The sequence below is a fragment of the Micromonospora sp. S4605 genome (assembly GCF_003176715.1).
Classification (GTDB): domain Bacteria; phylum Actinomycetota; class Actinomycetes; order Mycobacteriales; family Micromonosporaceae; genus Micromonospora; species Micromonospora echinaurantiaca.
On sequence record NZ_QGSW01000194.1, the window covers coordinates 1 to 23,874 of the forward strand.

21 protein-coding genes and 1 pseudogene are annotated in these 23,874 nt (G+C 73.6%); 13 read left to right on the forward strand and 9 right to left on the reverse strand.

All coding sequences use genetic code 11. From position 1 onward, the window contains the following. Together DLJ47_RS15645 and DLJ47_RS15650 are read right to left on the reverse strand one after the other, a co-directional pair. The coding region (locus DLJ47_RS15645) for a glycoside hydrolase family 65 protein (protein WP_109900738.1) at positions 1-2,346 on the reverse strand (2,346 nt) is incomplete at its 3' end. Between the two features lie 188 nt (positions 2,347-2,534). After that, positions 2,535-3,401 carry a prepilin peptidase gene (locus tag DLJ47_RS15650; RefSeq protein WP_109900739.1) on the reverse strand — a complete coding sequence of 289 codons (867 nt, stop codon included), beginning with the start codon at positions 3,399-3,401 and terminating at the stop codon, positions 2,535-2,537. A gap of 645 nt (positions 3,402-4,046) precedes the next feature. Between DLJ47_RS15650 and DLJ47_RS15655 the strand changes: the two genes are divergently transcribed. From DLJ47_RS15655 to DLJ47_RS15710, 12 genes are read left to right on the forward strand one after another with little or no spacing between them, the layout of a single operon-like run. Continuing rightward, positions 4,047-4,613 carry a hypothetical protein gene (locus DLJ47_RS15655; RefSeq protein WP_109900740.1) on the forward strand — a complete coding sequence of 189 codons (567 nt, stop codon included), beginning with the start codon at positions 4,047-4,049 and terminating at the stop codon, positions 4,611-4,613. Beyond that, the gene (locus tag DLJ47_RS15660; RefSeq protein ID WP_446723566.1) at positions 4,607-5,566 is read left to right on the forward strand and encodes a hypothetical protein; all 960 of its coding nucleotides are present in this window, start codon (positions 4,607-4,609) and stop codon (positions 5,564-5,566) included. The genes DLJ47_RS15655 and DLJ47_RS15660 overlap by 7 nt, the downstream gene beginning before the upstream one ends. Beyond that, entirely contained in the window at positions 5,563-6,222 is a 660-nt protein-coding gene (locus DLJ47_RS15665; RefSeq protein WP_109900741.1) for an SAF domain-containing protein, read from the forward strand. Before DLJ47_RS15660 ends, DLJ47_RS15665 begins: the two co-directional genes overlap by 4 nt. A gap of 2 nt (positions 6,223-6,224) precedes the next feature. Next, entirely contained in the window at positions 6,225-7,025 is an 801-nt protein-coding gene (locus tag DLJ47_RS15670) for a ParA family protein (protein WP_109900742.1), read from the forward strand. Next, positions 7,015-8,622 (forward strand): CpaF family protein, encoded by a 1,608-nt coding sequence (locus DLJ47_RS15675; protein ID WP_109900743.1) that lies wholly within the window; start codon positions 7,015-7,017, stop codon positions 8,620-8,622. The genes DLJ47_RS15670 and DLJ47_RS15675 overlap by 11 nt, the downstream gene beginning before the upstream one ends. 3 nt (positions 8,623-8,625) lie before the next feature. Then, the gene (locus DLJ47_RS15680; protein WP_109900744.1) at positions 8,626-9,528 is read left to right on the forward strand and encodes a type II secretion system F family protein; all 903 of its coding nucleotides are present in this window, start codon (positions 8,626-8,628) and stop codon (positions 9,526-9,528) included. A gap of 43 nt (positions 9,529-9,571) precedes the next feature. Then, complete coding sequence (locus DLJ47_RS15685) at positions 9,572-10,441, forward strand: type II secretion system F family protein (RefSeq protein ID WP_446723567.1); 870 nt, start codon at positions 9,572-9,574, stop codon at positions 10,439-10,441. A gap of 23 nt (positions 10,442-10,464) precedes the next feature. Beyond that, positions 10,465-10,668 carry a hypothetical protein gene (locus DLJ47_RS15690; protein WP_088996913.1) on the forward strand — a complete coding sequence of 68 codons (204 nt, stop codon included), beginning with the start codon at positions 10,465-10,467 and terminating at the stop codon, positions 10,666-10,668. 6 nt (positions 10,669-10,674) lie between these two features. Continuing rightward, positions 10,675-11,115 carry a TadE/TadG family type IV pilus assembly protein gene (locus DLJ47_RS15695; protein WP_109900746.1) on the forward strand — a complete coding sequence of 147 codons (441 nt, stop codon included), beginning with the start codon at positions 10,675-10,677 and terminating at the stop codon, positions 11,113-11,115. Then, a complete protein-coding gene (locus tag DLJ47_RS15700; protein WP_109900747.1) occupies positions 11,100-11,579 on the forward strand; it encodes a TadE/TadG family type IV pilus assembly protein in 480 nt (159 codons plus the stop codon). Before DLJ47_RS15695 ends, DLJ47_RS15700 begins: the two co-directional genes overlap by 16 nt. Then, complete coding sequence (locus tag DLJ47_RS15705; protein WP_109900748.1) at positions 11,576-12,004, forward strand: hypothetical protein; 429 nt, start codon at positions 11,576-11,578, stop codon at positions 12,002-12,004. The genes DLJ47_RS15700 and DLJ47_RS15705 overlap by 4 nt, the downstream gene beginning before the upstream one ends. Before the next feature lie 15 nt (positions 12,005-12,019). Continuing rightward, positions 12,020-13,189: a LysM peptidoglycan-binding domain-containing protein gene (locus DLJ47_RS15710; protein ID WP_109900749.1), complete on the forward strand. Its 1,170-nt coding sequence runs from the start codon at positions 12,020-12,022 to the stop codon at positions 13,187-13,189. 423 nt (positions 13,190-13,612) lie between these two features. On the opposite strand, the gene DLJ47_RS15715 is transcribed toward DLJ47_RS15710, so the two are convergent. Then, the gene (locus DLJ47_RS15715) at positions 13,613-14,464 is read right to left on the reverse strand and encodes a Rieske 2Fe-2S domain-containing protein (protein WP_109900755.1); all 852 of its coding nucleotides are present in this window, start codon (positions 14,462-14,464) and stop codon (positions 13,613-13,615) included. Between the two features lie 162 nt (positions 14,465-14,626). Between DLJ47_RS15715 and DLJ47_RS15720 the strand changes: the two genes are divergently transcribed. Next, on the forward strand, positions 14,627-15,394 hold the full coding sequence (locus DLJ47_RS15720; RefSeq protein WP_109900750.1) for a crotonase/enoyl-CoA hydratase family protein: 768 nt from the start codon (positions 14,627-14,629) through the stop codon (positions 15,392-15,394). A gap of 58 nt (positions 15,395-15,452) precedes the next feature. On the opposite strand, the gene DLJ47_RS37885 is transcribed toward DLJ47_RS15720, so the two are convergent. From DLJ47_RS37885 to DLJ47_RS15745, 6 genes and pseudogenes are all read right to left on the reverse strand, one after another. Then, positions 15,453-16,400: a hypothetical protein gene (locus DLJ47_RS37885; RefSeq protein WP_446723568.1), complete on the reverse strand. Its 948-nt coding sequence runs from the start codon at positions 16,398-16,400 to the stop codon at positions 15,453-15,455. Beyond that, a pseudogene (locus DLJ47_RS15725) lies at positions 16,367-18,277 on the reverse strand (galactose-binding domain-containing protein); the annotation flags it as partial. The pseudogene DLJ47_RS15725 and the gene DLJ47_RS37885, both read right to left, overlap by 34 nt. A 248-nt stretch (positions 18,278-18,525) precedes the next feature. After that, positions 18,526-20,175, reverse strand: coding sequence for a glycoside hydrolase family 13 protein (locus DLJ47_RS15730; protein ID WP_109900756.1), 1,650 nt, complete (start codon positions 20,173-20,175; stop codon positions 18,526-18,528). Positions 20,176-20,263: 88 nt separating this feature from the next. Beyond that, the gene (locus tag DLJ47_RS15735; protein ID WP_109900751.1) at positions 20,264-21,151 is read right to left on the reverse strand and encodes a carbohydrate ABC transporter permease; all 888 of its coding nucleotides are present in this window, start codon (positions 21,149-21,151) and stop codon (positions 20,264-20,266) included. Between the two features lie 12 nt (positions 21,152-21,163). Further along, entirely contained in the window at positions 21,164-22,114 is a 951-nt protein-coding gene (locus DLJ47_RS15740) for a carbohydrate ABC transporter permease (RefSeq protein ID WP_109900752.1), read from the reverse strand. An 86-nt stretch (positions 22,115-22,200) separates the two neighbouring features. Then, positions 22,201-23,580 (reverse strand): ABC transporter substrate-binding protein, encoded by a 1,380-nt coding sequence (locus tag DLJ47_RS15745; RefSeq protein ID WP_109900753.1) that lies wholly within the window; start codon positions 23,578-23,580, stop codon positions 22,201-22,203. Between the last annotated feature and the right edge of the window lie 294 nt (positions 23,581-23,874).

Consider the following 23,874-nt stretch of genomic DNA (forward strand, 5'->3'; position numbering starts at 1 on the left):
GACCTCCGTCGACCTGTGGCACCACGGCGAACCGCTCCAGGTCACCGGCGGCATCGGTCGGATCGCCGGGGTCCCGCCGGTGACCTGGAGCGGTTCGCCGTGGTGCCACAGGTCGACGGAGGTCTCCGGGTCGGCGTCCGGTAGCTCGTAGCGGGCCTCGTCCCGGGTGAGGGTGACCCGCAGCCGCTGGCCGCGCCAGTACAGATGGAAGACCAGCCGGTCGATCGCCGCCGGCAGTCGCGGGTCGAAGGAGAGTACGCCCCGGTCGTCGCGCAGCCCGCCGAAGCCTTGCACCAGCGCCAGCCAGGCGCCGGCCAGCGACGCCAGGTGCAGCCCGTCGCCGGTCTTGTCGCCCAGGTCGGCGAGGTCCTGCAGCACCGACTCGGCGAACAGGTCGTACGCCAGGTCGAGGTGCCCGACCTCGGCGGCGAGCACCGCCTGCGGGGAGGCCGACAGCGACGAGTCCCGGACCGTGCGGGCCTCGTAGTAGGCGACGTTGCGGGCCTTCTCGTCGGCGGTGAACTCGCCCGGGCAGCGCTGCATGGCCAGCACCAGGTCGGCCTGCTTGACCACCTGCTTCCGATACAGCTCCAGGTAGGGGAAGTGCAGCAGCAGCGGATAGTCGTCCTCGCCGGTGCGGGCGAAGTTCCACTCCGGCTGCTCGGTGAAGCCGGCCGACTGCTGGTGCACCCCGCGCTTGCGGTCGTACGGGATGAAGACCGCGTCGGCGGCGGCCCGCCAGCCGGCCACCTCGGCCGGGTCGACGCCGAGCCGGGCGGCCGCCGCCGGGTGCCGCTCGGCGGCGTCGGCGGCGCCGCGCAGATTGCGCCGGGCCATCAGGTTGGTGAAGACGTTGTCGTCGACCACCGCGGAGTACTCGTCCGGGCCGGTGACCCCGTGCAGGTGGAAGGCGCCGGTGTCGGACCAGTGGCCGAAGCCGTGCCACAGCCGGGCCGTCTCCACCAGCAACTCCAGCCCCGTCTCGGCGAGGAACTCCTGGTCGCCGGTGGCCGCGACGTAACGCAGCACGGCGTCGGCGAGGTCGGCGTTGACGTGCAGCCCGGCGGTGCCGGCCGGCCAGTAGCCGGAGCACTCCCGGCCGCCGATGGTGCGCCACGGGAAGGTGGCCCCGGGCAGCCGCAACTCGGCCGCCCGCTCGCGGGCCTCGGGCAGGTGCGCGTGCCGCCAGCGCAGCGCCGAGCGGGCCACCCGCGGGGCGAGGTACGTCAGCACCGGCAGCACGTAGCCCTCGGTGTCCCAGAGCACGTGCCCGTCGTAGCCGTTGCCGGTCAGCCCCTTCGCCGGGATGGTCCGGTCGCCCTCCGCGCGGCCGGCCTGGATCAGATGGAAGACCGCGAACCGGATCGCCTGCTGCAACTCGGCGTCCCCGTCGAGCTGCACGTCGGCCACCCGCCAGGCGGCGTCGAGCGCCGCGCGCTGGCCGGTGAGCAGCGCGTCGAACCCGTCCGCGCGAGCGTCCTCCGCCTCCCGTACGGCCAGGTCGGCCAGCTCCTCCGGCGGCGTGGCGTCCACCCGCGCGCACTCGTAGGCGGCGAACTTGACCAGCCGGGCCGGCTCGCCGGGGCGCAGCGTGCCGGCCAGTGTCAGGCGCAGCCGGTCCGGCGTGCGGTCGACGTCCGAGCCGAACCCGTCCGGCGCGTCGACCTGGTGGGCCACCGCGACCGCCACCCGCTGCCCGCTGCGCTCGGTGCGGTGCACCAGCACTCCGTCGTGGCCGGTGCAGCGGCGGTACTCGGCGGTCAGCGGGTCGGTGATGACGGCCGCCGCCCGCGGGTCGTCGGAGCGTTCGGGCACCCGTTGGTTGGCCAGCAGGTCGGAGACGATCCGCACCTCGACCGGCCCGTCCAGCGGTTCGACCGTCCAGCGCACCGCCGCGACCGGGCGCCGGGGCAGCGACACCAGCCGGGTGCTGCGGATGCGTACGCCGTGGCCGGCCGGTGAGATCCACTCGGTGCACCGCTCGACCGTGCCGGCCCGCAGGTCCAGCACCCGCTCGTGGGTACGCAGCGTGCCGGTACGCAGGTCCAGCGGCTCGTCGCCGACCCAGAGCCGGATCAGCGCGGCGTTGGGTGCGCTGACCACGGTGTCGCTGAGCTGCGGGAAGCCGTACCCGTCCTCGGGGTAGGTCAGTTCGCGTTCCTCGTAGAAGCCGTTGAGGTAGCTGCCCGGCATGCCGTACGGCTCGCCCTCGTCGAGGTTGCCGCGCCAGCCCACCCACCCGTTGCCGAGCGCGAAGATCGACTCGGTCTCGGCGAGTCGGTGCAGGTCCGCCTCGGTACGCCGGACCGGTCGCGGTGGGCCCGGCGCGCCGCTGACCGTCGCCACCGGGCCCCCGGGTCGCTCGGCATCGACGCCAGCCTGGCAGGAGGCCGGGGCCCCGGCCGGCGGCGGTGCCCGCTCGTCCCGGCGGTGGCGTCGGCTCGTCCCGGTGGGGGCGGCTCGTCCCGGCGGCGTCGGCTCGTCCTGGCGGTGGCGTCGGCTCGCCCCGGCGGCGGCGTGTCGAAGGGCCGGGATCACGCCGCCAGGAGCAGGGCGCCGACGGTGCCGAGCACCAGGTAGGGGCCGAACGGCAGGTGGCTCGACCAGCGCACCCGGCGCGCCGCCAGCAGACCCGCCGCGACCAGTCCGGAGGCGGTGACCGCGAGCAGCAGCCCGACCACCGGCAGCGCCCAGCCGTACCAGCCGAGCAGGGTGCCGGCGCCGAGCGCCAACTTCGCGTCGCCGAGGCCGAAGCCGCGCCGGCCGAGCAGCAGCGTGCTGGTCGCGAAGAAGGCGGCCAGCCCCAGCCCGGCGCCGGTGGCCCGCAGCCAGGGCGCCGGGCCGGCCCCGGCCAGCGCCGCCACCCCGAGCAGCAGCCAGGTCCCGGCTGCGGCTGGCCAGGTGAGCCGGTCCGGCAGCCGGTGCACCGCCAGGTCCACGAAGACCAGCGGCACCGCCCAGCCCAGCCACCAGGCCGTGGCGGCCAGTTCGACCGGCGGCGGACCGGTCAGCGCCAGCAGCGCCGGCACCGCCAGCACGGCCAGTTCGACGGTGCCGGGTGGCGGGCCGATCCGCGCGCCACAGCCGCCGCAGCGGGCGGCCGGGCCGAGCGCCGGCCAGGGCTGGTCCAGCCCGACCGGGGCGGCGCAGCCGTCGCAGCCGGTCCGCTCCGGCCGGTCCGGCGGTACGGCGTACCGGATCGCGGCCAGCCGCAGCAGCGGGGTGAGCGCCAGCGCGGCCAACCACCCCGACCCGCGACGCGAACCGGCCGGCGCGGTCGCGGAGGAGCGCCCGTCGGCAGGCGCGGTGGTGGAGACCTCGGTGGGGGCGGTCGCCGGGGCGAGCCTGCGGGGGCGTCCGGTCGCGCGGTCGAGCCCTTCGGGGGGTTCGGTCAGCGCCATGCCGGAACCCCCGGCGAGGCGACGCCGAGCCGCGCGGCCCGGTTCCGGTGGCTGGACCGGTGCCCGACAGTGGGCACGCACCGTAGTGGGATAACCCGCGGCGTGTAACGACGGGCCGCGTGCCCGGCCGATCCAGCGACACAGCTGGCGTGGCGCGGGAAGTGCGGCTTCTGCGTTGATGGGATTCCCATGGATTGCGAATAGCGCCCGGCCCGGCCGGCATGACCGGTGGACGGATCGGGCCAGATGCCGCGCCGGGTCGACTCCGCCCCGTCGGCGGGTCCAGCCCGATGTCGCATGGGAAATCCATGCCGCGAACACTGCGGGGCGATCAGCCCGCCGCGCCCCTGCCCTTCCCGCGGTCGCACGTCGGCCACCGGTCGCCACCACCTGTCATCACTCTCGGTATTCGATTGAATTGCCTCTGTTGCATCGGCGGACGTCAGCCTATGCTCGCCCCTTGGGTGTGACGCAACACACGTCCAAACGACAGGATGCTTGTTGGAACGTGCATTCGTAAGTAATCCATAGCGGTAAATGTGGCTGCGCAATTCACGGGGCCGGATGTGGTCATCCGGCCGCGCTGCCACATGCCCGGAGGTCACCGCGACGGCGGCCCCGGGTCACCACCGAGGAGGCACGACGGTGCGAGGACGGCAGCTCAACCGCTGGCTGGCCTGCCTGCTCACGCTCGCGGCGGTCGGATCGGCCACCGCCTGCGGGGCCGAGCGGGAGGCGATCGGCCGGCCGGGCGACGACCGGCGGGCGCCCGCCCCCGAGCAGCGGAAAGCGGAGGAACAGGCGGCCGGAAAAGCGGCACTGGCCGCGTATTCGGGTTATCTCGACGCATCCCGTACGGCCAGCCGGAGAAGCGATCCACATCATCCGGAACTGTCCCGATTCCTCGCCGACCCGCTGTTGACCCGGGTCCGGGTGGCCATTCGTGAAGCGAAGGAGCACGGCGCGATGCGTACCGGGACGTTGCGCTCCGACCCCACCGTCACCTCGGTCGACCTGGCCGCCGACCCGGCGACCGTGGAGATCCAGGACTGCCTGGACGCCACCGGCTACCGGCTGGTCTACGCCCGGACCAACCGGATGGTCCCCGGCACCGGCGGAACCCGACACCTGGCCACCGCCACCGCCACCCGCTACCCCGACGGCCGCTGGTTGATCAGCGCCGGCGCGGGCCACCAGGACCAGCCGTGCTGACCTGGGGAGGAAGGGCCGCCCCGGGCCGCACCACCCGGGTCGGGGCGGCCCGCCGCGCGCTCGGCGGCGTCGGCTTGGCGCTGCTGCTGGCCGCCGCGGCCACCGTGCCGGCGGTCGCCGCCGGGCGGGCCGACCCGGGCGTCGACTGCCCGCCCGGGCAGCCCGACTGCAGCGTCTGGGACGACGACCCGGGCACGCCCGGTGGCCCGGGCGGCGGCGACACCGGCGGGGGCGGGGACTCCGGGGGAGGCGGCGCCGGCAAGTGCCAGTGGAACGGCCGCACCATCCCCTGCTACGACGACCTGCTCGGCTGGTTCAACAACGGCGACGGCTGCTACTACAAGCTCGCCCAGCCGCAGCCGGCCAACACCCCACCCGGCCAGCAGTGGTACGTCCGCACCTGCAACGGCGGCGACCTGGGCGACCAGACCACAGTGCTGCGGGACAGCCCGCCGCCCGGGTTCGGCGCGCCGCCCGACCCGGAGGAGCTGGCCCGCCGGGCGCTCGCCTCGATCCGGCTGCTCCCGCCCCGGGTGGCCGTGGCGCCGCGCAAGAGCAAGGGCCCCGGGCTGGTCGGCCTGCCGGTGTGGATGTGGGCCAGCCGGGGCGAGAACTACTTCGGCCCGCTGCACGCCGACGCGGAGGACCGCGGCTTGCGCGTCGTCATCGAGGCCAAGGTCGACCGGATCGTCTGGAGCATGGGCAACGGCCGGAAGGTCACCTGCACGGGGCCGGGCACCCCGTACTCCGCCACCGGGGCGCGCGCCGGGCGGACCTCCCCCGACTGCGGCTACCACACCGGCTACCCGAAGGCCGGCACGTACCGGGTCAGCGCCGTCACGTACTGGACGGTGACCTGGAGCGGTGGCGGCCAGCGCGGCGAGATCCCGCAGACCCGTGCCAGCGGCACCGTCCCGATCCAGATCAACGAACTGCAGGTGGTGACCCGATGAGCCTGGCGACCCGCAACGGAACCGGACCGGTGGAGGCGCCGGTCGCCCCGCCCAAGGTGGTCCGGCAGCGTCGGACCCGCCCCGGACTGCTCGGTCTGGCCGTACTGCTGATCGCCCTCGGCGGGCTCGGCGCCGCGTTCGCGGTCACCTCGGTCCGGGCCACCGGCAGCTACCTGGCGGTGGCCCGCCCGGTCGAGGTCGGCCGGCAGCTCAGCCCGGCCGACCTGGTGCCGGTGCAGGTGGCCGGCGGCCAGGGCCTGAAGCCGGTGCCGGCCGGCCGGCTCGACGACGTGGTCGGCAAACGGGCCGCGGTGTCGCTCACCCCGGGAACCCTGCTCACCATGGCCCAGCTCACCGACGACCCGCTGCTCGCCCCCGGCCAGCAGCAGCTCGCGCTGGGTCTCGGCCCGGCCGAGGTGCCGGCCCGCGAGCTGCACCCCGGCGACAAGGTCCTGCTGGTGAGCACCCCGGACGACGACGACACCGGCCCGGCGGCCACCGCCACCCGGTTCGAGGCCACCGTGATCGACACGGCGACCGGCCAGAGTGACACCGAGATCGTGCTCTACCTGGCGCTCGCGGTGCGGGACGTGCCGGCGGTGGTGGCGCTCTCGGCCCAGGAGCGGATCGCCGTCGTGCTTACCGAGGCGGCCTGAGCATGGCGATCATCGCGCTGGTCTCGGCGAAGGGTTCGCCGGGCGTCACCACCACCGCCCTGGCCTGCGCGCTGAGCTGGCACCGCCGGCTGGTGCTCGTCGAGGCCGACCCGGCCGGCGGGTCGATCCTCGCCGGCTATCTCGGCGGCGCGCTGGACGGCCCCCGCGGCATCGGTGAGCTGGCCGTCGGCGAACTGCGGGACGGCAACCTGGAGACCGCGTTCTGGTCGCAACTGGTCGACCTCGACGCGCCGAAGCGGGAACGGCTGCTGCTGCCCGGCGTGGTGGACCCCGCGCAGGCCGGCAGCGTCACCCCGCTCTGGCAGCGGTTCGCCGACTTCTTCGCCGGGTTGGAGCGGGGCGAGCCCGGCTACGACGTGCTGGTCGACTGTGGCCGGTTGCAGGTCGCCGGCCCGCCCTGGCCGATCCTGCGGGCCGCCTCCGTGGTGCTGCTGGTCAGCCGGGCCCAGCTGCCCGACCTCTCCGGCACCCGGGCGATGGTCCGGGCGATCGAGCGGGACTTCACCGAACACCGGGTCTCCCCCGGCACGCCGCGGCTGCTGCTGGTCGGCGACGGCCACGGGCGCGGCGAGATCAGCAAGGCGCTGCGGCTGCCGGTGATCGGGCGGCTGCCGCACGACCCGCGTACCGCCGAGGTGCTCGGCCTGGGCGGCACCGTGCGGGCCGGCCGGCCGCTGATGCGCGCGGCCTGCGCGCTGGAGGTGCCGATCGGGTCGCTGCTGGAGCGGCGGCGGGCCCGGTTGGCCTGGCCGGTGTCGCAGGGGGTGCCGGATGCGCTTTGAGCCGGTCTCGTCGGACCCGCGCCGCCAGCCGCCCGGCGCCACCTCCACCGCGCCGCCGCTGCGTGGGCCGAACGGGGCCGTGCCGCCCGGGGCGAACGGCGCGATCGCACCCGGCCCGGGGCACGGGATGCCGACCAACGGGGTGCCGCCGAACGGCCGGCACCACCACGCCGCGCCGGCTGCGGTCGGCGCGCCGCCGGAGCCGCCGCCCCGACCGCGGGTGGACTTCCAGGTGGTCCGCGAGCTGCGCCGGGAGCTCAGCGAACGGCTCACCCGCTGGCAGCGCGGCCGGGAGTTCGACGCCGACGCCGAGGACACCGAGCGAGCCCGGCTGGCGGTGGCGGTGGTCGCCGCGTACGCCGACTCGGTGCGCCGGGCCGGCACCCCGATGGCGGCCGGCGAGGAACGGCTGCTGCTCGACCAGGTCACCGCCGAGCTGGCCGGGCTCGGCCGGCTGCAGACGCTGCTGGTCGACGACACCACCGAGGAGGTGCACATCCTCGGCTGCGACCAGGTGCGCATCACCCGGCACGGTGGCGGGGTCGACTGGGCCGAGCCGATCGCCGACAGCGACGACGAACTGGTGGAGATCCTTCAGGCGGCCGCCCGCCGGGCCGGCGCCACCGAGCGGTCACTGTCCACCTCGAAGCCCACCCTCGACCTGCAACTGCCCGACGGCAGCCGGCTCGCCGCCGTGTTCCTGGTCAGCCACCGCCCGTACGCGGTGATCCGCAAGCACAACACGCTGGACGTGAGCCTGGACGACATCGCCGGTGGCCGGGGCGACCTGGACGAGATGATCGACCCGCTGCTGCGCGACTTCCTCCGCGCGTCCCTGCGGGCCGGGCTGAACATCATGGTCGCCGGCCTGGCCGGGGCGGGCAAGACCACTGTCATCCGGGCGCTGATGAACGAGATCCCGGCCGACGAGCCGTACGTGCTGCTGGAGGAGAGCCGCGAGCTGCTGCCGGCCCGCCGCCGGGCGCGACACCGGGCGGTGATGAGCTTCGAGGCCCGGGAGGGGCACGGCGAACGCGGGCTGGACGGCCGCCCGGCCGGCGAGGTGAGCATCGCCGACCTGATCCCGGTCTCGCTGCGGATGGGCGTACTGCGGATCATCGTCGGCGAGGTCCGGTCCCGGGAGATCGTCCCGATGCTCCAGGCGATGACCACCAGCCGGGGCTCGATGTGCACCATCCACGCCCGGACCCCGGCCGGGGTGGGCGAACGGATCATCGAGCTGGCGCTGGCGCACGGCCGGGAGATGACCGTCGACCAGGCCCGCCGGATGGCCGGCAACGCGCTCGACCTGATCGTCTATGTCACCGTCGAGGACGAGACGGCGATCGGCGGGCGCAAGCACCGCTTCGTCTCGCACGTCGAGGAGGTGATCGGCGTCGGCGAGGGCAACCGGATCGTCACCACCGCCGTCTTCGGCCCCGGCCCGGACGGCCGGGCGGTGCCCCGGCACCTGCCCGAGCGGATCCGCGCCCAGCTGCTCCGGGTCGGCTACGACGCCCGCCTGCTGACCCGGTGGATCGAGGCCGGCACCGGCGCCTGGCGGCGGCCCCTGCAGACCCGACTCGGCCGGCGGTGACCGGTGCTCGCCAACGTCGAACTGATCGCGGTGGTCTCCGGGGCGGCCTGCGTCGCCGGGCTGCTGCTGGCGGTGGTGGCGCTGGTCGGCACCCGCCGGCCGGCCGGCCCGGCGCCGGGCGCGGGGCGGGGAGTCGGCCGGCTCTGGCGCGGCTCCGGCGCGACGCCCCGCGAGCAGCGGGCGTACCAGGCCCTGCTGGCCGGCGCGCTGGTCGCCGGCGCGCTGGCCTTCCTGGTCACCGGGCTGCCGGTGGTCGGCCTGCTGGTGGCGGCGGCCGTGCCGGGCACGCCGTGGCTCTTCTCGGTCGGGCGGGCCGAGCAGCGGGCGATCGCCCGGATCGAGGCGGTCGGCGAGTGGACCCGCCGACTCAAGGACGTCTCCGCCACCGGCCAGGGGCTCCAGCAGGCGGTGATCGGCACTGTCGCCACCGCGCCGGAGGAGATCCAGGAGGAGGTACGGCTGCTCGCCGCCCGGCTCCAGGCCGGCTGGCTGGCCCGCTCGGCGCTGCTCGCCTTCGCCGAGGAGATCGGCGACCCGGTCGGCGACCAGGTGGTGGCGGCGCTGATCCTGCACCTGTCCGACCGGGGCGAGCGGCTCGGCGACGTGCTCGGGTCGATCGCGTCGGCGGCGGCCGCCGAGGTGGCCACCCGCCGGGAGATCGAGGCCAAGCGCACCCAACCCCGGTTCGCGGTCCGCTTCCTCACCGGGATGACCCTGGCCACGCTGGCGTACGGGCTGGTCAACACCGAGTACATCCGCCCGTACGGCACGCCGGCCGGGCAACTGGTGATGGCCGCCCTGGGCGCCGCCTTCGTCGGGCTGCTGGCCTGGGTGCGGTCGATGAGCCAGCCGCAGCGGCCGGCCCGCTTCCTGCCCGCCCCCGACCCGCAGGAGGCGATCGCGTGAGCGCGCGTCCGGACCCGGCGGGGCGGAACGGAGGACGAGGATGATCGGCAACTGGCAGCTCGCGATCGCGGTCTGCGGCGGGGCCACGGTCGGGCTCGGGCTGTTCCTGGCGGTCCGGGAACTGGTCCCGGCGACTCCGGCGCTCGGCCCCGCGCTGCGCCGGCTGCACCAGCCGGCCGGCTCCGGTCCGGCCACCGCCGCCACCGGCCGCCAGCTGGAGTGGCTCACCGGCCTGTCCCGCTGGCTGCGCCCGCCGCACCGGCAGCTCGCGCTGATCGACCGCGCCCCCGAGCAGTACGCGCTGTCGCTGCTGCTCTCCGCGCTGGTCGGGCTCGCCATGCCGAGCGTGCTCGGGGTGGCCCTGTACGTGCTCGGCATCGGGGTGCCGGTGGTCGTACCGGTGCTGGGCAGCCTCGGCATGGCGTTGCTCGGCGCGTTGCTCGCCCACCGCGCGGTGCTCGCCCGAGCGGACGCCGCGCGGGACGAGTTCCGCCAGGCGGTCTGCACCTACCTGGACCTGGTGGCGTTGCAGCTGAGCGCCGCCCACGGGCCGGTGCAGTCGCTGGAGCGGGCCGCGGCGGTCTGCGACGGCTGGGTCTTCGACCGGCTCCGGGAGGCGCTGCGGCTGGCCCAGTTGCAGATGCACTCGCCCTGGGACGAGCTGCGCGACCTCGCCGACCGGATCGGCATCCCGGAACTGGGCGACGTGGGCGCGATCATGCGCTCGTCCGGCAGCGAGGGCGCCCAGGTGCACGAGACCCTGCGCAGCCGGGCCGACTCGCTGCGGGACCAGATCCGTACCGACAACCTGGCCCGCGCGGAGGGAGTCACCAGCCGGCTGGACATCCCCGGCGCGCTGCTCGTCTTCGTCCTGCTCGGCTTCGCCGTCTACCCGTTCATCGCCCGGGTCTGACCCGGCAAGAAAAGGAGTACGTCATGTCCCTCGTCACCTACCTGCACGTCGCGCTGACGACGCGCCTGGCCGAGCTGCGCCGCGACGGCGAGCGCGGCGACAGCCCGGTGCCCACCGCGGTGATCATCTTCGGCCTGGTCTTCGTGGCCACGGTGGTCACCGGGGTGGCGCTGGCCAAGGCCAACGACTGGATGAACGCCATCCCGGGCCACAAGAACCCGCAGTAACCGGCGATGCGTCACACGGCTTTCTCCAGCGGGCGCCGGGCGGCCGCCGCCACCGCCCGGCGCCCGTGCCCGCCCGCGGACCGGGGGGCCAACCCGGTGGAGTTGGCCGTGCTGCTGCCGCTGATCCTGGTGCTGCTCTTCGCTTCCATCCAGGTGGCGGTCTGGTTCGTGGCCCGGGCCACCGCGCTGAACGCGGCGCAAGGCGCGGTCAACGCGCAGCGGTCGCACCAGGCCCCGCCCGGGGCCGGGGAGGCGCGGGCCACCCGTTTCCTGCGGGCCGCCGGCGACTGGCTGGTCGGCTGGGACGACCCCGGACCGAGCTGCGTCACCAGCGCCACCGAGGTGACCTGCACGGTGCGCGGACGCTCCCTGTCGGTGATCCCCGGCGTGGACTTCCCGGTGCGGCAGACCGCACACGGGACGGTGGAACGGTGGACCGAGCCGTGAGCCGGACCGCCGAGCGGGGCTCGGTCTCCATCGAGGTGGCGGTGCTGGCGCCGGCCTTCATCGCGCTGATCGTGCTGGCCGGGGTGGCCGGGCGTACAGCGGTGGCGGCCGAGGCGATCGACGCCGCCGCGCACGACGCCGCCCGGGCCGCGTCGATCTCCCGGGACCCGGCCACCGCCCGGCGTGCGGCGCGGGAGGCGGCCCGCCGGCAACTGGACTGGCGTGGGCTGGACTGCGCGGGCAGCCCGGAGGTGACCTTCAGCGGTTCGGTAGGGGGCGACCCGGCCACTTTCGACGCGGCGTTCGGCAGCCGCGCCGGACAGGAGGCGACGGTCACCGTCCAGGTGGCCTGCACGGTCTCCTTCGAGGACATCCAGCTCGCGGCGCTGCCCGGGATGCCGGCCGGGAACCGGGTGGCGGCGGCCTTCACCTCGCCGCTGGACCGCTACCGGAGCCGGGGATGAACGCCCGCCGCGCCGACGACACCGGCCGGGTGAGCGTGTTCCTCGCCGTGACGATGGTCGGCGTCCTGGCGATCATCGGTCTCGCCTTCGACGGCGCGGGGCAGCTACGCGCCCTGCAGCGGGCCGACAACCTCGCCGCCGAGGCGGCCCGGACGGGCGGCCAGGCCATCGACCGGGCCACCGCGATCGAGGGCGGGCCGAAGCGGATCAACCAGCCCCAGGCGCGCCGGGCGATAGCCGAATACCTCGCCGCGGCCGGCGCGACCCGGCACACGGTGAGCTTCCCGACCGTCGACGGCGAGACCCTCGTCCGGGTCGAGGTCACCGTCACCTACCGCAGGTCCATGCTCGGCCTCTTCGGCTTCAACCACACCGTCGCCGTCTCCGGGGAGGCCACCGCGCGGGCGCTCACCGAGGCGCCGTAGGGAAGGAAGGCAGCCATGGCCGCATCGGGTCGCTCGGTGGCACGGCGGACCGGACGGGTCCTGACCGGGTTCGCCGCGCTCGTCGTGCTCTGCGCGGTGCTGGTCGGCGGGCCGGTGGCGCTGCTCGCCCTCGCCGGCAACCCGCTGCCCGACCACGTGCCCACCGTCGCCGAGATCGGCGCCACCCTGACCAGCCGCGATGACGGCCGGCTCTTCCTGCGGGCGCTGGCGCTGGCCGGCTGGTTCGGCTGGGCCACCTTCGCCCTCTCCGTGCTGGTCGAACTGGGGGCGCAGGCGCTGCGCCGACCGGCGCCCCGGCTGCCCGGGATGAGCCGCCAGCAGCGCGCGGCGGCCGCGCTGGTCGGGTCGGTCGCGCTGATCGTCGCCACCGCGCCGGCGGCGAGCGCCGCCACGGCCACCATGCAGCCGTACGCCCAGCCGGCCGCCCCAACCGCCGTCGCCTCGGCCGCCGTCGCCCCGGCCGCGGTTCGGCCGTCGACGGACGTGCCCGTCTACCGGGTGGCGAAGGGCGACTACCTCGGTGCCGTCGCCGAGCGCTACCTGGGCGAGTTCGTTGACTACCGGGAGCTGGCCCGGCTCAACCGGCTGGACGACCCGGACCGGATCCGCGCCGGCCAGTTGCTGAAGCTGCCCGCGCAGGCCAGCGACCGGGGCGCCCGCACGCACGCCACCGGCCGGCTGGTCGCCCGCGCCGCCCGGCCCGCGCCCCCTGGTCATGCGGTCCCTGGCCGGACCGCACCGGAACAGCCCGACCCGGGCCGGGCCGCCGCGGGTCAGCAGCCCCCGGGCCAGACCACACCGGGCCGGGTGACCCAGGGAAAGGCCGGCTCCGGCCAGGCCGCTCATGGTTCGGCCGAGTCAACGCAGGGACGGCCGGATGCGGCTCCGCCCGAAGCGCAGGCACCCGGCGGCGCCCCGGTGACGGTCGGGGCGGCAAGAGCAGGCGAGGCCGACCGGATGAACCGGCCGCTGGCGGTCGCCGCCGTGCTGACCGTGGCCAGCATCGTCGGCGCCCAGATCGGTGCCGTCCTCGGCCTGCGCCGCCGCCTAGCCACCGCCCGCGCGGGCGGCGCGAGAGCGAGCGGTGGCGCCGGGCGCGGCCAGGCCGGAGCGCACGCGAGCGCGGCCGGAGAGCTGCCGGCGGGCCGGCACCGCCGCGACTAGCCCAGCGAGCCCTCACACCTGCTACCCACCTCGGCCCCGGGACCAGCCCAGCGAGCCCCCGCACCGGACCTGCTACCTACCTCGGCCCCCGGAACCAGCAGCCGAGCGGGCCGGGACGGGCGGGGCTCGTCACCGACAGTCACGCCGGTCCGGCGGCACATCCGCAAAGGGCTTGATGACTCTCCGGTATAAATATGCCGCAGAGTCATCAAGCTCTATGGCCACCTTCCTTGCGGTCCACGACACGCCGACGGGCGACGCGACACCCCGGGGCACAGTCGCGGGTTGCTGATCGGGTGCCACCGCGCCACCGCGTCAGCGCGCCACCGCGGCCACCGCGCCACCGTGTCAGCGCGCCACCGTGTCAGCGCGCCACCGTGTCAGCGCGCCACCGAGGCCACCGAGCCGCGGGAAGGCCGCGGGTCAGGGCAGCCGTGCCTCCAGCATGCCCGCACGGATCCGGGTGGGCAGGATCTGCTGGTCGTTGCCGGACGGGCCGTGCACGACCTCGCCGCCGTTGAGCCGGAACGTGCTGCCGTGCCACGGGCAGACCACGCACTCGTGCCCGTCGACCACCTGCACCTCACCCTCGCCGAGCGGCCCGCTCTGGTGCGGGCAGCGCTCCAGCATCACCGTCACGTCGTCGCCGTGCCGGTAGAGGATCACCGACACGTCGTCGATCTCCCGGGTGATCAGCTGGCGCTGCGGCAGGGCCGCCAGGTCGCCCAACGGATGCCAGCCGCCGCTCATCCGGTGCAGCTCGGAGATGCTCTGGTTGACCTGCGCGCCCTGCTTGTACGCCAGGTGCCCGCCGATGTAGGCGCCCATGCTCGCCGCGCCGAGCCCCATCATGCCGAGGGCGCGGCCGAGCCCGTGCCGGCCGCGCAGGCGCGCGCTCACCGAGCCGGCGTAGAACGCCAGGGCGACGGTGTTGGACGCGGCGTGCACCAGGCCGACCCGGCGCTGATCGGGGGCGAGCGCGGCCCAGTCGTTGAGGCCGGCGACCGCCGCCGGCAGGGCGCTCACCGTGCCCAGCGTGGTGAGCGTGGTGGCCGCCCGCTGCTGCCCGGGCAGCACGTCCAGGACCGCCGCGCTGATCCAGGCGCCCACCGGCACCTGCACCATCGCCGGGTGCAACGGGTGGCCCAGCCACACCCCGTGCAACAGGTCGCGGACCCGCTGCGGCCGCAGCGTCGCCTGCACCGCGCGCTGCAACCGGTCACCCACCCGGTCCAGCCGGGTGTTCTGTTCGATCTTCGTCAACAGTGCTCGCACCCGTACCGACTTCCCGGCGTTCGCGGTCGCAAACCGGTCGGCGGTGACGGATCCGCCGCCGTACGTGACGACGGGCCAACGGCACCGCGGTCGGGCATCGCCGGTCGGGTCGGCTGCCGGCCGCCTCTGGCGGGCCGGCACCGCCGGGGGCATGCTGTGCCGATGGGCGTACGGGTCGAACGCGACGGGCCGGTGACCACGGTGATCCTGGACCGGCCGGCGGCGCGCAACGCCGTCGACGGGCCGACCGCCCGGGCCCTGGCCGACGCGTTCCGTGCCTTCGACGCCGACCCCGACGCGGCGGTGGCCGTGCTCTGGGGGGCCGGCGGCACCTTCTGCTCGGGGGCCGACCTGAAGGCGATCGGCACGCCGAGCGGCAACCGGGTGGAGGCGGAGGGCGACGGCCCGATGGGGCCCACCCGGATGACCCTGACCAAGCCGGTGATCGCCGCCGTCTCCGGGTACGCGGTGGCCGGTGGGTTGGAGCTGGCGCTCTGGTGCGACCTGCGGGTCGCCGAGTCCGACGCGGTGCTCGGGGTGTTCTGCCGGCGCTGGGGGGTGCCGCTGATCGACGGCGGGACGGTCCGGCTGCCCCGGCTGATCGGCGAGAGCCGGGCGATGGACCTGATCCTCACCGGCCGGCCGGTGCCGGCCGCGGAGGCGTACGCCATGGGGTTGGTGAACCGGCTGGTCGCGCCGGGTGAGGCGCGGGCGGCGGCCGAGCGGCTGGCCGCCGAGATCGCCCGGCACCCGCAGACCTGTCTGCGCAACGACCGGGCCTCGGTGCTGGCCGGCACGACCCTGCCGGAGCCGGCGGCGCTCGCCACCGAACTGGCGTACGGGATGGACTCGCTGGCCGCCGACGCGGCGGCCGGCGCGGCCCGGTTCGCGGCCGGCGCCGGCCGGCACGGCGCCCCGGCCGACGACTGACGCCGGCCGGGCGCCGCCGGGAGGTGGTCCTTTCGGCGGCGCCCAGTTCGCTGCCGGCTCAGCTGCGGTTGATGGTGAAGGTGGACGTGGTGTTGCGGATGTCCTGCCAGTTGTCGGTCAGCCGCAGGTTCACGAAGGTGGCCGAGCCGACGGCCGGGCCCTGACCCTGCTCCGGCATCTCGTTGACCCAGATGCCGAAGCCCGACTTGGCGTCGAACGCGTCACCGCTGCGCCGCGCCCCGGAGATCGACACGTTGGTGAAGACCGTGTCGGTGATCGGGTTCTCCGGCTGACTCCCGTTGTACTTGGTCTGGAACATGATCCCCGAGTACGTGGGGTCGACGATGTCCACGTCCGAGACGCGGATGCCGCGGAACTCCTTCGACGCCGAGAAGACCCAGATCGCCGGGAAGGTCTGCGCGCCCCAGAAGTGACCGCCGGCCCTGATCAGCGAGATGTTCTGGAACTGGGTCGGCGGGCTGGCACCGAACCCGATGAACGGATAGCCGAAGTCCAGCGAGCTGATCGTGATGCCGGAGTACGTCAGCATGTCCGCGATGTAGAGGTTGCGGAAGATGTTGTCGTAGCCGCCGTACACCGCGACGCCGGCCGCCCGCCAGGTGAGGGTGGCGGTCAGGTTCTCGAAGACGTTGCCGTGGTTGGCCGTGGACCCGCCCTGGTCGACGGCCGAGAAGAGGGCGAACGCGTCGTCGCCGTTCGACCGGCCCTCGGAGTTGCTGACCAGGTTGTCGGTGCTGCCGTTGGTCATGTTGACCGCGTCGGCGAAGGTGTTCCGGAAGCGGCTGTTGGTGATCTTCAGGCCGCTGACGCTCACCCCCCAGTACGCGCAGACGGTGTGCTCGACCCAGACGTTGTCCAGCGTCAGGTTGTCGACGTCGCGCAGCTCACCCCAGACCTTGCCGGGGCCGTCGATGCGGTTGGTGTAGTTGCCGAAGAAGGCCAGGTGCTCGAAGGACGACCCGCTGGCACACCGATCACCTGGAATTCGGCGACCTGCCCGTTGGACGAGCCGGAGTTGGCGGTGAACTGGAGCCGGACGTCGGCGGCCGTCGCCGACACCGGGATGGTCACCGTGTTGCTGCCGGCCAGGCTGAACGAGTACGTCGCCGACCCGACCAGCGTGCTGAACCCGGACGCCGACTGCTCCCGGCCGAGCACCTGGAAGGTCTGCGTGCGCGGACCCCAGACCGGGTCCGGGTTCAGCTTCACCACCAGCGCGCTGATACTCGCGTTCGCGCCCAGCGCGACGGTCAACGTGCTCGGGTACGCCCCGGGCGCGCCCTCCCAGTAGGTGGTGACGTCGTCGTCGTTGGCGTTGGCCGCAGCGAAGACGTGCACCATCGACGAGGCGGTGATCGGCTTGTCGACCGCGAGGTTGCTGCCCCCCGGCGTGCTGCCGGTACGGGTCACCGTGTTGCTGTTCGCCGACACGTTGCCCGCCGCGTCCCGGGCCCGGACGAAGTAGGAGACGGTCGCGGTGTCCGGTTGGTTGTCGGTCCAGCTGAGGGTGGAGCCGTTCACGCTGCCCCGCAACGCGCCGTTGGCGTAGACGTCGTAGCCGGTCACCCCGACGTTGTCGGTCGACGCCGACCAGGTCAGCCGGATCTGCCCGGCGGCCGGTTGGGTGTAGGCCAGGTTGCCGGGCGCGGTCGGCGCGACCGTGTCACCGGTGTCGCCGGTCCGGGTCACCGTGTTGCTGTCCGCCGACACGTTGCCGGCCGCGTCCCGGGCCCGGACGACGTAGGAGACCGTGGCGCCGACCGGCTGGGTGTCGGTGTAGCTGAGCGTGCTGCCGCTGACGCTGGTGCGCAGGGTGCCGTTGGCGTAGACGTCGTACCCGGTCACCCCGACGTTGTCGGTCGAGGCGTTCCAGGTCAGCCGGATCTGCCCGCTCGCCGGCTCGGTGTAGGCCAGGTTGCCGGGCGCGGACGGCGGCTGGGTGTCGCCGCTCGCCGGGCCGTAGACCTCCAGTTCGGCGAGCTGCCCGGCGGGCCAGCCGGTGTTCCCGGTGAAGAGCAGCCGCAGGTAGCGGGTGCTGGCCGCGGTGAACGTGATGGTCACCGTGTTGTTGGCGCCGGGGGTGAAGGCGTACCCGGCCGAGGCGACGATGGTGCTGAAGGTGGAGCCGTTGGTGCCGCCCTGCACCGTGATCGTCTGGGTCCGGGCGTCCCAGCCGGCGGGCAGCTTGAGCACCAGCCGGTTGACGCTCACCGTGGCCGCGAGGTCGACCTGGAGCCACTGCGGGAAGGCGTTGTTCGCGCTCTCCCAGTAGCTGCCCTGGTTGCCGTCGTTGGCGTTGCCCGCGACGTAGACGTCGGCGTGGGCGCTGGCGGTCATGGTCCGCCCCGACGCCAGGTTCGCCGAGGAGGCCGCCGCGCCGTACACCTCCAGCTCGGCGAGCTGCGCGGCGCCCCAGCCGGTGTTCGCGGTGATGACGACCCGGACGTACCGGGTGGTGGTGGCCGGGAAGTCGAGGGTGACGGTGTTGCCGTTGGCCGGGCTGAACGCGCGGCCGGCCGAGGCGACGACGGTGCTGAAGCCACTCCCGTCGGCGCTGCCCTGCACCGACAGCGTCTGGGTGCGCGCCTCCCAGCCGGCCGGGAGCTTCAGCTTCACCTGGTCGACGGATCGGGCGGAGCCCAGGTCGACCTGGGCCCACTGCGGGAGGGCGCCGCTGCTCTCCCAGTAGGTCGCCGGGTTGCCGTCGGTGAGGTTGGCCGCGACGTACGGGCCGTTGCCGCTGCTGGCCGCGGCGGTGCGCCCGGCGGCGAGGTTGGGTCCGCCGGCCGCGACGGCCGGCGGCGCGGGCGCCGCGGTGACGGCGAGGCCGAGCACGGCGAGCGCCGCGACGGCCCGGCGCACGATGGCGTTGAGCGAGGTCGAGGTGCGGGCGGCGATGCCCGCGCGGGTCCGGCTTCGGCTGGCGGGATGCGGGCTGGCGGTGGCGTGGTCGGGCATGAGCGGGGCTCTCCCTTTCGTGTGGTCCAGGTCCCCCGTGCGTTGCGGCGTGGCGCTGGGGTGGCGTACCTCCTTGTCGGGCTCGGGCCGGTCGGGGCCGGCGGGGTGGTGCGGTGCCGGCGGCCGGGACGGGGCCGCCGGCACGGCGGTCGTCAGGCCGTTGCAGGTCCGGCCGGGGTCGGTTCGGTGGTACGCAGCCAGACGGCGGTGTCCGGCGGAAGCAGGTCGTCGTCGAGCGGCCCGCTGGCGAGCAGCCGCTCGGCGTGCGGCGGCAGCGGCACCGCCGCGGCGGAGAGGTTGACCAGGCAGGTGAAGCCGGGCGGGCGGTGAAAGGCGAGCACCCCGTCCGGGGCGGGCAGCCAGGCCATCGTTCCGTCGCCGAGCGCCGGGTGGGCCCGCCGGATCCGGATCGCCGCCCGGTACAGCTCGAGCATCGAGGTCGGGTCACCGGTCTGTGCCCGGACCGTCCGGTCCTTCCAGTCGGCCGGCTGCGGCAGCCAGGGTGCGGCGGCGCCGTCGGGGCTGAACCCGAAGGGCGGCTCGTCACCGGTCCACGGGATCGGCACCCGACAGCCGTCCCGGCCGGGGTCGACCCCGCCGGAGCGGTGGTACATCGGGTCCTGGCGCAGCTCGCGCGGGATGTCCTCGACCTCCCACAGGCCCAGTTCCTCGCCCTGGTAGACGTAGGCGGCGCCGGGCAGGGCGAGGGAGAGCAGCGCCGCCGCCCGGGCGCGCCGGGTGCCCAGCTCCAGGTCGGTGGGGATGCCCTCGCGCTTGGCGGCGAAGCTGAACGTGGTGTCCGCCCGGCCGTACCGGGTGACGTGCCGGGTGACGTCGTGGTTGGAGAGCACCCAGGTGGCTGGGGCGCCGACCGGGGCGTGCGCGGTGAGCGTGGTGTCGATGCAGGCGCGCAGCGCGGCCGCGTCCCAGGCGCAGCCGAGGAAGTCGAAGTTGAACGCGGCGTGCAGCTCGTCCGGGCGCAGGTAGTTGGCGAACCGCTCGTGGTCGGGGAGCCACACCTCGCCGATCAGCGCCCGGTCGCCGGGGTAGCTGTCGGTGATCCGCCGCCAGCCGCGGTAGATGTCGTGCACCGCGTCCACGTCGACGAACGGGCTCGGGCCGTCCGGTGTCGCCTCCGGCAGCGTCGGGTCCTTGGCCAGCATCGCCGCGGAGTCGACGCGGATGCCGTCCACGCCCCGGTCGAGCCAGAACCGCAGGATGTCCTCGAACTCGGCGCGCACCCGGGGGTGGTCCCAGTTGAAGTCCGGCTGCTCGGGGGCGAAGAGGTGCAAATACCAGTCGCCCGGCGTGCCGTCCGGGTTGGTCGTCCGGGTCCAGGTGTCGCCGGCGAACGGCGAGACCCAGTCGGTGGGCTTCCGCGCCCCGTCCGGGCCACGGCCGGGGCGGAACCAGAACAGCTCGCGTTCCGGCGCGTCCGGGCTGGCGAGCGCCGCCTGGAACCAGGGGTGCGCGTCGGAGCAGTGGTTGGGCACCACGTCGACGATGGTCCTGATGCCGACCGCGTGCGCCTCGGCGATCAGCGCCTCCACCTCGGCCAGGGTGCCGAAGACCGGGTCGATGTCGCGGTAGTCGGCCACGTCGTAGCCGGCATCGGCCATCGGGGAGGGGTACCAGGGGCTGAACCAGATCGCGTCGACGCCGAGCGCGGCGAGGTGATCCAGCCGGGACCGGATGCCGGCGACGTCGCCGATCCCGTCACCGTCGCCGTCGGCGAAGCTACGCGGATACACCTGGTAGATCACCGCACCACGCCACCACGGACCGTCCTCTGCTGTGGACACGAGCACCTGCTTTCTGCGTCGTACGTCGGCGGGTCCGCCGGACCTGGATGTGTCGGGGCGGACGTCGTCGTCCGCCCTGGTGCTGGGGTCAGCCCTTGAGGCTGCCGGTGGTCAGGCCGGACATGATGTTCCGCTGGAAGATCAGGAAGACGATGACGGTCGGGATGGCGGCGATGACCGACGCGGCGACCACCACGTTCATCGGTGTGCCGCCCGAGAAGGCGTAGATGCCGACGCTGACCGTCCGGGTCTCCGGGTGCGGCATGACCAGCTTCGGCCAGAGGAAGTCCTTCCAGACCGCGGTCACCGCGAAGATCGAGACCACGCCGAGGATGGGACGGGACATCGGCAGGATGATCGACCAGAGCGTGCGCAGTGGCGTCGCCCCGTCCATCAGCGCCGCCGCCATCAGGTCCTCCGGGATCGAGTCGAAGAACCGCTTCAGCAGGAAGATGTTGAACGCGTTCGCGACCAGCGGCAGCCAGATCGCGAAGGGCGAGTCGAGCAGGTTGAGGTGCAGGATCGGCAGGTCGATCACCGTCACGTACTGCGGGACGATGAGGACCATCGCCGGGATCATCAGCGTGGTCAGCATCAGGCCGAGGATCACGTTGCCGAGGACCGGCCGCAGCTTCGACAGGGAGTACGCCGCGGCGGTGTCGAAGACGAGCTGGAACGCCACCGCGCCGGCCGCGTAGTAGAACGTGTTGAACAGCAGCTTGGCGAGGTCCAGGTTGTGCCACGCGTCCACGTAGTTCTGCGGCTGCGGGTCCTTCGGCCACAACGTCGGCGGGGTCTGGGCGATCTCCTGGCCGGACTTGAGCGCGCCGGTGACCATCCAGTAGAGCGGCCCGAGGAAGACGAGCGTGAACACCACCACGACGACGGCCAGCAGCGTCCAGTAGATCGCCTTGCCGCGCCCCCGCCGGAGCTGGGCGTGGGAGATGAGGGTGCGGGTCCCGGAGTCCTGTGCCATCGCTCGTCCGTCCTAGTCCTGTTTCGCGGTCAGCCGCGCGTACACGGCGGAGAAGCCGGCCAGCACCACGAGCATGATCACGCCGAGCGCGGCGGCCCCGTTGAGGTCGTTCTGGAAGAACCCGTGCTGGTAGATGAGGTACGCGACCGAGGTCGCCGAGTCCTGGGCGCCCGCGCCGTTGGCGAGGATCAGCGGCTCGATGAAGAGCTGCATGGTGGCGACGATCTGGAGCATCGCCAGCAGCGCCAGGATCAGTCGGGTCTGCGGGATGGTCACGTGCCGGATCCGCCGCCAGATCCCGGCGCCGTCCAGCTCGGCCGCCTCGTAGAGTTCGCCGGGGATGTTCTGCAGCGCGGCCAGGTAGATCAGTACGGCGCTGCCCATGTTCATCCAGGTCGACGCGATCACCATCGCCGGCATGGTCATCTCCGGGGACTGCATCCACTGCGACGTCGGCAGGTGCAGCGCCTTGAGGATCGCGTTGAACAGCCCCGCGTCGCTGGGGTCGTACGCGTAGAACTTGAACAGGAAGAGCGCCGAGGCGGGCGGCAGCATCACCGGCAGGTAGACCAGGATCCGCAGGTAGCCCCTGGCGTGGCGGAACTCGTTGAGCAGGATCGCCACGAAGAACGGCACCGCGTAGCCGAGGACGAGCGCTAGGACGGTGAAGTAGAAGGTGTTCTTCCAGGCGGTCCAGAAGCTCGGGTCGTCGATGATGCGGGCGTAGTTGTCCCAGCCCACCCAGGTGGTCTCGCCGCGCCGGGTGCGCTGGAAGCTCATCACGACGCCGCGGACCATCGGATACCAGGAGAAGACCACGAAGCAGAGCAGCGCGCCGATCAGGAACGCGTGCCCGGTGAGGTTGTCCCGCACCCTGCGGCCGAGGCCGGTGGGTCGTCGCCCCGCCGGGGCCGACGGGCGGCCCGGCGTCCTGGTGGTGCCGGGAAGGGTGGTGAGGGTCAAGGCAACTCCTGCGCGGAAGTCGGTGACCGGACGGTCTGGACCCGGACGGTGGGTGGGGACCGGCGCGCCGGCCCCCACCCCGTCGATCAGCTCTCCGCCGCGAGGAGTTGGTTGACCTTGTCCTCAGCGGTCTTGAGCAGCGCGTCGATGTTCGCGTTCGGGTTGGTGAGCACCCCGGACATCGCCGCGTCGAGCACCGCGTAGATCGCCTGCGCGTTGCGCGGCTCGCCCTTGATCGGGACCGGGTTCGCCTCGAAGACCGCGAAGTTCGCGGTGTCCACGTTCGCGTTCGCCTTGCGCAGATCCAGCTCCTGCTTCTGCGCCTCGCTGCCGTTCGCGAAGAGCAGCGGCTGGGGCAGGCCGACCGGGTAGTTCTGCGGCTTGGACCGGACGTAGTCGAACTGGCCCTTGCCCGGCGTCAGCTTCTGGTACGCGATCCACTTCAGACCGGCCTTGACCTGCTCCGGGGAGAGGCCCTTCTTGAAGAAGTAGCCCTCGCCGCCGCCGAGCGTCGCCTTCGCCGGACCGTCCTGGCCGGGCAGCGGGCCCATCGCCCAGTCCTGGAACTTGCCCTGGAACTGGCTGACGATCGCCTGGGTGGTGTCCGGCGCGCCGATGAACATGCCGACCTTGCCCGCCGCGGCGTTGGTCAGCAGATCGCCCCACTGCAGCAGTTGGCGGCTGCCCATGCTGTTGTCGCCGTACCGCATGTCCTTGAGGTTCTGCAGGACCTGCTTGCCCATCGCGTTGTTGAAGTCGGCCTTCTTGCCGTCCGGGGTCAGCACCTGGCCGCCCTGCGAGTAGAGCAGGGAGGTGAAGTGCCAGCCGCCGGTGTTGCCGGCGCTGTACTCGGCGTAGCCGGCGATGCCGTTGCCGAGCGCGGCGATCTTCTTGGCCGCCGCCCGGACCTCGGGCCAGGTCTTCGGCGGGTTGTTCACGTCGAGCCCCGCCTGCTGGAACAGGACCTTGTTGTAGACCAGGCCCATCGAGTAGTTCTTCACCGGGACGCCGTAGAGCTTGCCGCCGTCGCTGAAGACCTCCTTGAGCGCCGGGTCGACGCTGTCCCAGGTCGGGATCGTGTCCTTGGTGGCGTACTCGGTGATGTCCATCGCCTGGCCGGAGTCGAGCACCTGCGCCAGGTCGGTCATGTACCCGTAGAACACGTCGGTCACGGTGCCGCCGGCCAGGCGGGCGGTGAAGTCCGGCGGGTTGTTGCACTGCTCGCCGACGCTGACGCTCTTGATGACGATGTCCGGGTGCTGTCGCTGGAACTCGGCGACGTCGTCGTTCCAGTTCTGCAACAGCTCTTTCTGGGAGCCGACCGGCTGGCAGTCGACGGTGATGGTGACCTTGCCACCTGCCTCGTTCGAGGCGTCGTCGCCCTTCGTGGAGCAGGCGGTGAGGCTGAGCCCCAGGCCGGCCACGAGCGCTAACGCCGCAGCCTTCCGGTACTGCGGTGCGGACATCTGTCCATCCCTTCGCCGAACGGGTGTCTCCATGACCTGCGCGGAACCGCGGTGATCGGCACCGCGGCCGATGCCCTGTTACGTGATGTATCCGTCATGCGACCTGACCGCCGGTAACCGATCCGGGGCCCGGTGTGAGTGGAGTCACTGTAACGAGACGAACTGACGTCGGCAAGGTTTCGACGTGATTGTGAAAAGACACGACTTCGCTACGAGAGATCCCGACAGGGTCTCGGTGCGGACCCCAAATACTCCGCTTCATCCCGTTTTGCCGACGGCGGCGGGGGCCCCGGG